9 protein-coding genes are annotated in these 12,452 nt (G+C 69.4%); 1 reads left to right on the forward strand and 8 read right to left on the reverse strand.

Going from position 1 to position 12,452, the window contains the following annotated elements:
* The first annotated feature begins 197 nt into the window (after window positions 1-197).
* Window positions 198-824, forward strand: coding sequence for a DedA family protein (locus ACZ6JY_RS08500; protein WP_469193571.1), 627 nt, complete (start codon window positions 198-200; stop codon window positions 822-824).
* On the opposite strand, the gene ACZ6JY_RS08505 is transcribed toward ACZ6JY_RS08500, so the two are convergent.
* The 8 genes from ACZ6JY_RS08505 to ACZ6JY_RS08540 form a co-directional block, all read right to left on the reverse strand.
* A complete protein-coding gene (locus ACZ6JY_RS08505) occupies window positions 778-1,539 on the reverse strand; it encodes an AfsR/SARP family transcriptional regulator (protein ID WP_469193573.1) in 762 nt (253 codons plus the stop codon). The genes ACZ6JY_RS08500 and ACZ6JY_RS08505 overlap by 47 nt on opposite strands.
* A 349-nt stretch (window positions 1,540-1,888) precedes the next feature.
* A complete protein-coding gene (locus ACZ6JY_RS08510) occupies window positions 1,889-2,821 on the reverse strand; it encodes a class I SAM-dependent methyltransferase (RefSeq protein WP_469193575.1) in 933 nt (310 codons plus the stop codon).
* Between the two features lies 1 nt (window position 2,822).
* The gene (locus ACZ6JY_RS08515) at window positions 2,823-3,116 is read right to left on the reverse strand and encodes an acyl carrier protein (RefSeq protein WP_447035916.1); all 294 of its coding nucleotides are present in this window, start codon (window positions 3,114-3,116) and stop codon (window positions 2,823-2,825) included.
* Window positions 3,117-3,171: 55 nt separating this feature from the next.
* Window positions 3,172-4,896, reverse strand: a complete 1,725-nt coding sequence (locus ACZ6JY_RS08520; RefSeq protein ID WP_469193578.1) for a fatty acyl-AMP ligase — start codon at window positions 4,894-4,896, stop codon at window positions 3,172-3,174.
* 11 nt (window positions 4,897-4,907) lie between these two features.
* Entirely contained in the window at window positions 4,908-6,128 is a 1,221-nt protein-coding gene (locus ACZ6JY_RS08525) for a cytochrome P450 (protein ID WP_469193580.1), read from the reverse strand.
* Window positions 6,125-10,672, reverse strand: coding sequence for an amino acid adenylation domain-containing protein (locus ACZ6JY_RS08530; RefSeq protein WP_469193582.1), 4,548 nt, complete (start codon window positions 10,670-10,672; stop codon window positions 6,125-6,127). The genes ACZ6JY_RS08525 and ACZ6JY_RS08530 overlap by 4 nt, the downstream gene beginning before the upstream one ends.
* Window positions 10,665-11,423, reverse strand: a complete 759-nt coding sequence (locus tag ACZ6JY_RS08535; protein ID WP_469193584.1) for a thioesterase II family protein — start codon at window positions 11,421-11,423, stop codon at window positions 10,665-10,667. The genes ACZ6JY_RS08530 and ACZ6JY_RS08535 overlap by 8 nt, the downstream gene beginning before the upstream one ends.
* Window positions 11,424-11,426: 3 nt before the next feature.
* Window positions 11,427-12,440, reverse strand: coding sequence for a TauD/TfdA family dioxygenase (locus tag ACZ6JY_RS08540; RefSeq protein WP_469193586.1), 1,014 nt, complete (start codon window positions 12,438-12,440; stop codon window positions 11,427-11,429).
* Window positions 12,441-12,452: the final 12 nt, after the last annotated feature.

Consider the following 12,452-nt stretch of genomic DNA (forward strand, 5'->3'; position numbering starts at 1 on the left):
GCCTGGTGTCGGCGAAGTTCGTCGACGACCAGGACCCAGCGCGACCGGACCTGACGACCATTCCGGGATTCTTCTACGATCTCAGCCGCCACGGCTGAACAGCGAGGGAGGCATCAGTGGGCTTTTCCGTCGCGACCCTCCACGACCACCTGGCCGCACAGCCTGTGGGGCTCCTGGCGCTGCTGCTGTGCGCTGCCATGGTCGCGGAGACGTTGATCTTCGTAGGACTCATGGTGCCGGGCGACTCTCTCACCGTGCTGTCCGGCACCCTCTCGACGGATCCAGGCAGTTTCCTGTACGTCGTGGCGGCGGCCACCCTCGGGTCGGTCATCGGCGAGGCGGCCGGCTACGGAATCGGCCGACGTCTCGGTCGACGCCTCTCGGATTCCCTCTGCAGCCGGATCTCGAAGCCGCGGCACTGGCAGCGGGCCAAGGCATTCATCGGCGAAGGGCGGCGATGGCAAGCGCTCGTGTGGATCCGGTTCGTCCCGGTGGCACACACGCTGGCACCACTGGCGGCCGGCGCATCCGGCAAGTCGTTCCGGTGGTTCCTCAGCTGGTCGGTGGCGAGCTCGCTGCTCTGGTCCACCCTCTACACCGGGCTGGGTGCCGCGGCCCGGGCCTCCTCCGAGCGCGCGGCACCCTGGATGCCGTTCGTCACGCTGCTGGTTCCTGTGGTGGCGATCAGCGGCGCGGCCATCCACCGGATGGTACGGCGACGCGGCACGCGGCACGACGTGTGCGAGTTCGCCGCCCTGCCCCGGCCGGCCGGGATCGTCAAGGCACAGATGGTGCGGGCATCAGGAGATCGACATTTCCTCTGAGCACAGCAAGGTAGGTGTTGTTGAGTGTGTCCCCGGGAGCCACGCCCAGTTCGTCGGCGAGGTAGCGGCGAGCCGCGTGGAACATGTCGATCGCCTCGCTCTGCCGGTCACAGCGGTAGAGGGAGATCATGAGCTGGGAACGGAGCTTCTCGCGGGTCGGGTACTCCGAAACGAGGGCCGTCAGTTCCGGGATGATGCTCCGATGCCGGCCGAGGCCGAGGTCAGCCTCGATCCTGCTCTCGTGAGCCGCGTTCCTGAGCTCGTCGAGCCTGGGTCTCTCGGCATCCTCGAGGTAGCTCGTCACGTTGGTGAGCGCGGACCCTCGCCACAGACTGAGGGCGCGCCGCAGGGACTCGGCAGCCGACGCATAGTCTCCGCGGGCCAGTTCGCCCTGGCCGATCCGGCAGAGTTCCTCGAACTCCACGACGTCCAGCCGGGACCCGTTCATTCTGAGCAGGTACCCCGACCCCTTCCGCTCCACTTGAACATCGTGGCCGAGCGCTTTCCGCAGCCTGGAGATGTACGTGTAGATCTGGGCGCTTCGGGTGGCCGGAGGCTGCGCACCCCACAGTAAGTAGCTCATGCGGTCACTCCCGACAAGCCTCTCCCTGGCGAGGAGGAGCGACGCAAGGACGGTGGAGATCTTCGATCCGGAAATGATCACTTCGCAGTCACGACCGCTCGCCTGCACTGGACCGAGGAGCTGGAATTCCACTTTCTCTCCCTGAGATCAATGGCGCGCCTCGGGGCTTGGCGTGGGTCGCAGGCATGAAGGGTTTGGGCGTCGGCATCATCACGACTCGCCCACTCCCGGTCCGGACAGCACACCGACCGATACGATCGGCGTAGCTTGAGAACACGCCGTCGAGGAACCATCGAAAAGCCCCACCAGCGGTGTGTACGAATCCCCCGCGCTTCCGGCTTTGCCAAAAACCTACGAGACGTTCGACGATATCCGCCCAAACTCTCGCTTCAAATCGAACACCGAACATCCAAAGTGTAACGGCGCCCAGACCACACCGTCAACACAAAACAAATTCAAACTACCAAGGTGGCGGCCCCTTTCACCCCACCCTTCCGATGGCCACGCATGAGATCGTGACACGGTCTTCGAGCGCACGCTGCTCGGTATATCCGGACATAGGGAACGCATGCGTCTTCATCAGAATAATCCCGTTCGAAGAGACAAATTTGAAGAAGTCGTCCGGGGTGTTCCACAGGTAGATGTGATCCGGAGCCGGACTATTCACAGGAACATTGATGAAGATCTCGGCCCCCGGCCGCATGACGCCGGCAAGGGAGCGCAGCACCTCTCCCGGATTGTCCACGTGCTCCAGCAGTTCGCTGGCCACGACACGGTCGAACCCGTCGTTCCCGAGCACTCCGTCCTGAATGTCGTGCAACGCGAGATCTACGCCGCTCACGCCCATTTCGGCGAGGTTCCTCCGCGTGTACTGGAGGCTCCCGGGGCTGATGTCCCAGCCGGTGAGCGCCTGAGTGGCATGCCGGGCGGCAAGGGCCAGAAACAGGCCATGCCCCGGGCCGACCTCCAGGATCCGGCTCCCCGAATCGCAGCGGGACAGGAAATCGCGTACGTACATCCGGGAGACGTCGGCATGGTTGCGCCACAGGACCTGGGAAAGCAAAAGGCCCCGGTGATAGTGCTGGATGTCGTCGGAATCGTAGAACCCCGACTCCTCCACTTCACGGACCGATGCGTGGCGATAGCAACCGTGTCTGCGAAAGTACAGCTCCTCGTCGAGAAGCCTTCGGCACACCCAGCGATAACTGGCCACTACGGCGGCTATCTCCGGCTCCACCAGCTTCCATACGAGGCTCGCGATCTCCTCCGTGTCGCGCAGCGAACGCGAGTCGAGGCCCGCCAGGCTGCCCGTCAGAAATTTCTCGTGCTCGGGCCACAGATCGACGACATGCGAAATGATCTTGGCGAGGGCCGGAGCGTCCTGTGCGACGGCGAATTCGGCAGCGGCCGGCATCTCAGACGGCCCCTATCCGGCCCGAAGCGGAATCCTGCGACTCCAGTTGCAACACAAAATCTGTGAGCGCATCGATGGTGGGGTATTCCCAGGGGACATTGGCGTCCAGCTCATGACCGACTCGTTCTTCGATTTGAACGAGCAAAGAGGTGGCACCGATGGAATCAAGGCCGTACGACGACATCGGCTCGGCCGGCTTGATGTCCTCGGGTGCCATGCGCACATGGGCGGCGACGCACTCGGCCAGCCAGGCAGCCAGTGTCTCTCGTGCCAGGCGGTCGGCGGGGGCGGTCATTTCGTCTCCTCGAATTGTCGGACGGGTCGGCGTAGCTGCCGCTCGGCGGCGGCCATCAGCCTTGCCAGACCGGGGCCAGCTCACCGGCCAGATAGCGGCGGCGCATCTCACCGCGCCGCACCTTTCCGCTGGTGGTGCGGGCGACGGAACCGGGTCTGAGCAGGATGACGGTGCTCTCCGTGCCGAACTCGCGGGCGACGGTCAGCTTCATCGCCGTGCCCAGCGCCTGGAGCAGGTCGCCGTCGCTCCCGCGCACCTCGTGCGCCACGACCACGTGCTCGTCCCCCGGTTCGGCTTCCGAGGGGGACACCCCGAAGGCCGCGCCGACCTGGCCGAGTTCAGGGTGCTGGGTGCGAAGTTCGTGCTCGATGTCATGGGGGTACAGATTGCGGCCGCGCACGATGAGCAGGTCCTTGATGCGCCCGCTCACAAAGACGTCCCGGTCCACGACGATCCCGAGATCACCGGTGCGCAGCCACCCTCCGTCACCGTCCGCGAGGGCGGCGTCGAACGTCGCCCGGGACGCTTCCTTCCGCCCCCAGTACCCCGGCGAGACGCTGGGGCCCCGCAGCCAGATCTCGCCGAGGCCGTCCGGGGGCGCCGTCCGCCTCGTGACCGGATCGACGACGCGCACCTCGTAGCTCTCCGCGGGGCCGCACCCGACCAGGTTGCGCGCCGGACGTCCCAGCCGGGCCGGCGCGAACTCGCCCTGTTCGAGCAGCTCCGCGTCGACACTGCGCACGACGGGCCGCCGGCCGGAGACGCCGCTCACATAGACCACGGTTTCGGCCATGCCGTAGCTCGGGCCCAACGACGTCTCCTGGAAGCCGTGGTCGGCGAAGCGTTTCGCGAAGGCCGTGAGGACCGACGCCTGTATCGGCTCCGAGCCGTTGCCCGCGTACTCCCAGCGCGAAAGGTCGAGGCCCTCCACCTGCTTGTCCGTGATCTTGCGCTGACACAGGTCGTAGGCGAAGTTGGGCGCATGGGACACCTGGATGCCGAAGGTGTCGATCATGCGCAGCCAGAGGTGGGGCCGCCGCACGAACGTCATCGGTTGCATCAGGTAGGAGCTGCCACCGGCCATGAGCGCGGGCAGCAGCTGTGCGCTCAGTCCCATGTCGTGGTACAGGGGGAGCCAGCCGCCGGAGCGGTAGCCGGGCCGCTGTCCCATGCCCCGCAGGTAGGACGCGCCGTTGTGCAGCATGTTGCCGTTGGTGATCATGACGCCCTTGGCGTCGCCGGTGGACCCCGAGGTGTATTGGAGGAGCACGACCGTGCCGTGGTCCGTCTCCACCGCGTCACCGGCTTCCAGGACTCCGGAGCCCTGATCCGCGACGTCCGTCGCCACCACTCGGAGCTGGTCGAGACCCTCCTCGGCGCGCCAGTCCAGTACCGCCTCGTAAGCTGACGAATCAGTCAGCACGGTCCGTACGTCGGCGTCTGTCGCGATGGCTCTGAGACGGCGCCGCTGCTGGCGGTACTGTCCGGGCTCCGGTGCGGGTACGGCGATGACACCCGCGTACAGGCAGCCGATGAAGGCGGCTACGAACGACAGCCCCACCGGGTACAGCAACAGGACCCGGTCACCCGGGCTGTTCCGGTGTCGCAGCCGAGCGGCCACCGCACGAGCCTCCTCGTCCAGCTTGCCGTACGTCCATGAACTGACGCCGTCGGGGCCGTCGAGGTGTGCGACATGGGCGACTGCCCGCTCCTCACGGTTCTCACGGACGCGCCGCCGCAGAAGCGCCGCAACACTCGTCGCCGTGGTCAGCTCATCCACGAATCCACTCCTCATTCCGTTTCCGCCGGTCGAATGCCCTCGTAGGCCACTTCGAGCCGGTCGGGGCCGCGCAGGCTGAGGTTGGGCTTGTACGAAAGGCCCGCTGCCGCGAGGCGCGGGTTGACCATGCGCGAGGCGAAGAGTTCGAAGGCGATGCGCACCTCGAGGCGTGCGAGGCCCGCGCCGAGGCAGAAGTGCGGGCCGGCCGAGAACGACAGGTGCGGTGCGCCGGGTGAGCGCAGGATGTCGAAGCGGTCCGGGTCCGGGAACACGTCAGGGTCCCGGTTCGCCGCGCCCAGGAGCAGCACGAGGAAATCGCCCTCCTGAGCGTGTGAGCCGGAGAGGGCCACCGGCTCGCGCGCCACGCGTGAGGTCACGTGCACGGGGGCGTCGTAGCGCAGCACCTCCTCCACCGCGCTGCCCGACAACTCGGGTCGGCCGCGCAGCAGTTCCAGCTGGTCGGGGTTGCGCAGCAGGGCCAGGACGCCGTTGCTGATCAGGTTGACCGTCGTCTCGTGGCCCGCGTTGATGAGCAGGATGCAGGTGGCGAGCAGTTCGTGCTCGTCGAGGCGGTCGCCGGACTCCTCCACCTGTACGAGATGGGAGACGAGGTCGTCACGCGGGTCGGCGCGCCGCCGGGCGATGAGATCGCGGAAGTACTGGATGAACTCGGAGCGCGCCTGCGCCGCTTGGGCCGTGGCGCGCGGGGCGACGAGGCCGGGCAGCGGCGGTTCGAGGGCCTCGGACAGCTTGCCCGACCAGTCCTGGATCAGGTACCGGTCCGCGAAGGGCACCCCGAGCAGTTCGCACATGATCCGCAGCGGCAGTGGATAGGCGAGGTCCGCGACGACCTCGAACCGCCCTTTCGCGGCCGCTTCGGCGAAGAGTGCCTCGGCGGCCTGCCGGATACGCGGCTCCAGGGCGGCGACCACGCGCGGGGTGAACGCCTTGACCACCAGCCTGCGGAGCCGGGTGTGATCCGGCGGGTCCAGGTGCAGGAAGTTCCGGGTCCTTGGCCCCCTGGCGTTCGGGGAGAGGCGCGCGCGTTCGCGTTCGCTGCTCATGGCCGGGTGGCGCAGCACGGCGGAGCAGTCCGCGTGCCGGCCGATGAGCATGAGCCCTTCGGCGGGCCGGGACGGCGACGCGAGCGCCAGCTCCCGCAGGACGGGGTAGGGATCGGCTCGGTTCAGCGGGTCGGTGAGCCGAGTGAGATCGACGGTGTCGGTGCTCATGCTCCGTATCCACCCCATTCGGTCAGCATGCGGGCCTGTTCCGCCTCGCTCGGCGCTCCCGCTTCGGAGACCAGTTGCTCGGGGGCCTCGGCCAGGGAGGCCAGGAGGCCCGAGCACCGGTCGAGCAAGTCGTCCGCCGCGTCCGCGGTGATGACGTCGGGCCGGTAGTTCAGTGCCAGTTCCAGGCAGTCGCCGCGGACGGCCGCCAGTCGCAGCGGGTACGGAGTTCCTTCGACGAGCGCATGGGTGGACACCCGCAGTCCGCCTGCCGTGATGTCGAGGTCCTTGGCGTTCATCGAGGCGTCGAGGAAGACCGTGGTGGTGTCGAACAGTGCGCTGTGTCCGGTCAGTTGCTGGATACGGGAGAGGCCCACGTGGTGGTGATCCATCACCTGCGCCTGCTGCTCCTGGAGTTGCACGAGCATGTCGGACAACTTCACGCCCGGCCGCAGCCTGACCCGTACCGGCAGGGTGTTGGTGAACAGGCCCACCATCCGCTCCATCCCAGGCACCTCCGGTGGCCTGCCGGAGACGGACGTGCCGAACACGACATCGTCCGAACCGGTCCACCGGAACAGTTGCAGGGCCCAGACTCCTTGCACCGCGGTGTTGAGCGTGACCCCGTGGTGACGGCACCAGGCGACCAGGCGGGCGGTGTCCACGTGAGTCAACCGCGCGGACAGGGTGCGCTGTTCGAGACGCGCGGACTCGGCCGCGCCGGGCGCCACCAGGGTGGGCCCGGCCAGGCCGGCCAGTGCGGCGGTCCAGGCACGGTCGGCCGCGGCACCGTCCTGGGCTGCGACCCAGGACAGGTAGGCGCGGTAGGGGGCCACCGCCGGCAGCGGGCCGGCCTGTTCGGGTCCCGCGTAGAGGGCGAACAGTTCACGCAGCAGGACCGGCGTCGACCAGGCGTCCACAAGGATGTGCTGTCCGGTGATCACCAGCCGGTGCAGTCCTGGCGCCAGGGCGAGCAGCCGGAACCGCAGGAGCGGCGGACGGGCGAGGTCGAAGGGCCGGGTGCGGTCATCGGCGGCCAGCCGCGTCGCCCGCTCCTCCCTTTGCCCGGGGGTCAGCTCGGACAGGTCGGCCGTGTCCCAGGGCACGGGGAGCGAGGCGTGGATCGCCTGGACCGCCCGGTCGCCCACGTCGTGCACGAATGCGGCACGCAGATTGCCGTGCCGGTCGATCACCTGTTGGGCCGCTGTGTGCAGTGCCGTCACATCGAGCTCACCGCGGAGGTCCATCTGGAGCTGGGCCGCGTAGACGTCGGCGTCCCCTTCATGGAGCAACTCGTGAAAGAGGAAGCCCTCCTGGAGCGGGGACAGCGGCAGCACCTCGCTGACGCCGGGATTCGTCCGCCGCAGCCGGGCGAGCACCTCGTCCTCGTCGGGCAGCAGCACGGGGTCCGGGCCCGCGCGGTCGCCGCCCGGGTCGCCGGGGCCGGCAGCGGCGGCGAGGCTCTCGACCGTGCGGTGCTGGAAGATGTCGCGGACGGTGATCGCCACGCCCTCGCGGCATGCCGCCGACGCCAGACGGGTGGCGATGATGCTGTCGCCGCCCAGGTCGAAGAAGAAGTCGTCCGCGCCCACCCTTTCCAGGCCGAGGGCCTCCGCCATGAGCCCGCACAGCACCTTCTCGCGCTGGGTACGGGGCTCGCGGCTGGAGGTGAGCGCGGAGAAGTCGGGTGCGGGCAGCCGGCCGGTGTCCACCTTTCCGTTGGCGGTCAGCGGCCACTCCCGTCCTTCGAGAACCACCACCGCCGCCGGCACCATGAAGTCCGGCAGCCTGGTGCGGGCCCAGGCGCGGATGTCCGCGGCGTGCGGACGCGCTCCGGCGAGGGGTGCGACGTACCCGACGAGCCTGCGCTCGCCCCGCTCGTCCTCCCGGACGAGGACCTCCGCGGAAGCCACCTCGGCATGGTCGGTGAGCACGGCCTGCACCTCACCCGGCTCGATCCGGTAGCCGCGGATCTTCACTTGTCCGTCGGTGCGTCCGATGTAGTCCAGCGGTCCGTCCGCTCGGCGGCGCACCAGGTCGCCGGTGCGGTACATCCGGGCGCCGGGCGGCCCGAAGGGGCAGGGCACGAACCCCTCGGCGGTCACGGCGGGCAGCCGCCAGTAGCCGCGGGCCAGTCCGGCTCCGGACACGTACAGCTCGCCCGTGGTGCCCGGCGGGACCGGGCGCAGCTCGTCGTCGAGGATGAACGCCCGGGTGTTGGACAGTGGGAAGCCGATCGGTGCGTGCTGCTCGCCGACGAGCGGGGCGCTGGCGGTGGCGGCGACCGTGTTCTCGGTCGGGCCGTACACATTGGCCACCCGGCACCGTGCCGACCAGCGCCCGATGACGCCCGGGCTGGGAGCTGAGCCGCCGATCATGAGGTTGACGAGGTCCGGGAGATCGTCGTCGGGAATGGTCTCCGCCATGGTCGGCGTCCAGCCGGCGTGGGTGATCCGCTGCTCGCGCATGAACTCGGTCAGCTCCGGGCCCGGCAGGGACGCGTGCGGCGGCGTCAGGACCACCCGCGCCCCCGCCTTCCAGGCCGGCCAGAAGTCCGCGCCGGACGCGTCGAAGCTCAGGGAGAGGAACTGGAGCACCCGGTGGTGGGGTTCGGCACGGAGTACGCGGGCGTAGACGCCCGCGAAACTCACGACGCTGCCTTGGCTGATCACCACGCCCTTGGGCAGGCCCGTCGAACCTGACGTGTAGATCGTGTAGGCGGCGTTCGCCGCGCCGAGCCGTCCTGCCCGCTCCTCCTGAGTCACATCGTGATCGGCCTCCTCGCGCCGGCCCTGTGCGTCGACGGCCAGGCATGGCACACCGGCCGGCACGACGAAGCCGGAGTCCTGGGCGGTCACCACACAGACCGGGGCGCAGTCGTCGAGCATGCGGGACACCCGCTCGGCCGGGTAGGCGACGTCGATCGGCACGTAGGCCGCGCCCGCCTTGACCACTGCCAGCAGGGCGACGAAGAAGTCCGTCGAGCGGGGCAGCCCGAGTGCGACGAAGCGTTCGGGACCGGCACCGTGCGCGATGAGTGTGCGCGCGAACCTGTTCGCCCGGCGGTTGAGCTGGGCGTACGTAAGGGTCTCGTCCAGCGTGGCGAGCGCCACCGCGTCCGGGGTCCGGCGCACCTGGTCCTCGAACAGCTCCGGAAGGGTCGTGTCCGGGACACGCGTACGCGGATCGTCGGCGCCCTCAGTGAGCTCCCGCTCCTCCGCCTCGCTCAGCAGGGGCAGCTCACCGACCGGAGTGTCCGGTCGGGCGACCGCCGCTTCCAGGAAGCGCAGGAAGCGCGCCCGGTGCCCGTCGAGCGTCACGGCGTCGCACTGCGTGGCGTCGGCGTCGAACACGAGCTGCGGCGCGTGCCCGTCGCGGCGGTCGAAGACGTGGAGCGCCAGGTCGCCGGTCGTCGCGGGCAGCAGGCTGCGGAGCGCGGCCGGGATGCCGTCGAAGTCGAGCCGGAGGTCGAAGGACATCACGTTGATCATCACGCCGAGCAGGCCCTGGCCGTCCGCCGCCAGGCCCAGCTCCCTGCGGAGGTCCTCGTGCAGGTAGCGCTGGTGCTTGAGCACGACGCGGATCTCCCGCGCCACGGTCGGCAGCAGGCTGGAGAGCGAGTCGTCGTCGCTCACCGGCAGCCGCAGCGGCATCGCGTTGGCGGTCAGGAACGGGGCCCGCATCATGGCGGGGGTCATTCGGGCCGTGAGCGGCAACGTCAGCACGACTTCGCGCTGCCTCGTGGTCCGGGCGGTGTAAGCGGCCATGGTGGCGATGAGCGTCGCCGGCCATTCGGCTCCGGCGGCTCGGGCGATCTCCCTGAGCCGCCGCTCGGTCTCCTCGCTCAAGGCGCTGGTCCGGTTGAGGGTCGGCACGTCGGTGCCGCGGCTCCGTGCGCCCTGCGCGCGGTCCTCCACCAACCGGGTGGGGGTGGGCCGGTCCGCGAAACGCTCGACCCAGTACGCCCGGTCGCGGGCGAACGCGCGGGACGCGTGGTAGGCGGCTTCCTCCTCCGCCAGCTCGTCCAGTGTCGTGAACTCCGCCGCGGGGGCGGGCCGGTTCGCGACCAGTGCGGTGTAGAGCTGCGCGAGCCTGCGCAGCAGCAGCGACTCGCCGTAGGCGTCGATGAGGATGTGGTGGAAGCAGTGGTAGTAGAAGAACCGGTCCGTGGCCAGCTGAAGCAGCGCGTAGGCCGAGGGCGCCGCGGTCAGGTCGATGGGCCGCAGCGCCTGGGTCCGCATCCACTCCAGGGCGGCCGCCTCGGGGTCGGCCTCCCGGGTGAGGTCGAGCAGCGGCAGCTCGGCGTCGCCTTCACCGACGACCTGATACAGCCCGTCGTCCTCGATGACGGCGCTGATCCGCATGACCTCGGTCTCCTGCCGCAGCCGGCGCCAGGCCTCGGCCAGGAGGGCCGTGTCGAGGCGCCCACGGAAGTCCACGTACTGACTGACGTTGTACTGGTGGCCCGAGGAGTCGGCCTGGTGGCCGTACCAGACGCCCGCCTGGACGGCGGTCAGGGGGAAGCGCCGCGTCCGTGCCTCAGACATGCGCCGCCTCCGCCGTCAGCAGGCCCTTCACGAGCAGATCCATGACGTCGCGCGGTGACTTCTCGAAGTAGAAGTGGCCGCCGTCCAGTTCGCGCACCTGGCAGGCGGCCATGGTGCAGGCGCCCCAGCGTTCGGCGTCGGCCTGGGTGACGGACGGGTCGTCCTTGCCGATGATCGCGGTGATCGGACAGGTCAAAGGGGCGCCGGGGACATGCCGGTAGCTCTCCACCATGCTCAGGTCGTGGCGCAGGACGGGCAGGACGAGGCGGGACAGCTCCTCGTTCTCCAGCAGGGCCGCGCCCTCGCCGCCCAGTCTGCGTACGAACGCCTTGACCGCGGCGTCGTCCAGGCGCAGCCCGTTGGGGCGGCAGTGGGCGGGGGCTTTGCGGGCCGAGGCGAAGAGGCGCACCAGCGGGGTGGGGAACCGGGGCTGGAGCAGCCGCGCCGCCTCGAAGGCCACGGTGGCGCCCATGCTGTGGCCGAAGAACGCCGTCGGCCGGTCGAGCCGTTCCCCGACGGCGGCCGCGGTCCACGCGGCGAGTTCGGCGACGTCCCGCGGCAGGGGGTCGCCCAAGCGGTCCTGCCTGCCGGGGTACTGCACGACGGCGACCTCGATCGCGGCGGGCAGCAGGGCACCCCAGTCGCGGAAGGCGCTCGCGGCGCCTCCGGCGTGCGGGAAGCAGACGAGCCGGATGCGGGCGCGGGGGCGTGGTGTGGAGACACGCAGCCAGGTGTTCCAGGAAGTGGCCACGTCTCAGCCCACCCGCTGGGCCGAGTGGGCCGTGAGGTCCGCGGGGCCGGTGGTGTCCGGGGCCGCGGGCGGGGTGAACGCCTCGGCCATGGCCACCGCGATGCGCCGGTCGCCGGTGAACGGCTCGCGCCCGTGCGAGGCGAGCATGTTGTCCACGACGAGCAGGTCGTCCTGCTGCCAGTCGAACCGCGTGGAGCAGGAGCGGTAGCAGTCCCTGAGGTGGGCGACCACGTCGTTGGGGATGGGCGCGCCGTCGCCGTAGTACGTGTTGCTCGGCAGGCTCTCCTCGCCGAAGAGGCTCAGGAGGCCCTCGCTCACCTCCTCGGGGAGGGTCGTGTGGTGGAAGAAGGTGATGTGGTTGAACCACACCTGCTCGGCGGTCTCCGGGTGGAGGTGGATCGCGCGCCGCACGGCCCGGGTGCGCAGTACGTCCTCGCCCGTCCACTCGAAGTCGACGTCTCTTGTGCGGCAGTACCGCTCTGCCTCGTCACGGTCGTCGGTGTTGAAGATGTAACGCCATGACGCCCCGAACTCCTCGTGGAAGTTGCGGACGACCATCCAGCCGCGGCGGGCGAACTCCTCGCGGACCGCGGGGTCGATCATCTTGTTCAGGCGCCGCGTGTCGGCGAGCGGCGTGGCGCCGCGGGTGGCGGGCGGCCGGTCGCAGTAGAAGAACAGCAGGCGGGGCCAGGACGCCTGGTAGGAGTTCTCGTTGTGGAGGAAGATCTCCTCATCCGGCGGGTAGTCCGTGGACGTGTAGACGTTGCCCTTGATGGAGCTTCTCGGTGAAGAGCGTTCGGCGTAGGCGAGCGGCTCCCCCGACATGGTGCGCACGGCCTGCTCGAAGCCCGGTACGCCTCCGATGCGGAACCCCCGCAGCAGCACGGCGCCGTGCTGCGACAACTGCGAACGCAGGGCGTCCTGGTTGTCGCGTATGTAGCCGCTGACGTCCGGGGCGTCCCGATCGCCTTCCACGGTGAGGGGCAACGCCGGCTCCCGGCCCCCGTGCGCAGTCATGAGTACGTGCCT

This window comes from Streptomyces sp. NPDC046335 (genome assembly GCF_055587985.1).

Excerpts from the sequence above, each read along its gene's own strand:
- ACZ6JY_RS08525 (WP_469193580.1), bottom strand. The coding sequence starts at position 6,128 with ATGAGCACCGACACCGTCGATCTCACTCGGCTCACCGACCCGCTGAAC.
- ACZ6JY_RS08510 (WP_469193575.1), bottom strand. The coding sequence starts at position 2,821 with ATGCCGGCCGCTGCCGAATTCGCCGTCGCACAGGACGCTCCGGCCCTC.
- ACZ6JY_RS08515 (WP_447035916.1), bottom strand. The coding sequence starts at position 3,116 with ATGACCGCCCCCGCCGACCGCCTGGCACGAGAGACACTGGCTGCCTGG.
- ACZ6JY_RS08530 (WP_469193582.1), bottom strand. The coding sequence starts at position 10,672 with ATGTCTGAGGCACGGACGCGGCGCTTCCCCCTGACCGCCGTCCAGGCG.
- ACZ6JY_RS08500 (WP_469193571.1), top strand. The coding sequence starts at position 198 with ATGGTCGCGGAGACGTTGATCTTCGTAGGACTCATGGTGCCGGGCGAC.
- ACZ6JY_RS08540 (WP_469193586.1), bottom strand. The coding sequence starts at position 12,440 with ATGACTGCGCACGGGGGCCGGGAGCCGGCGTTGCCCCTCACCGTGGAA.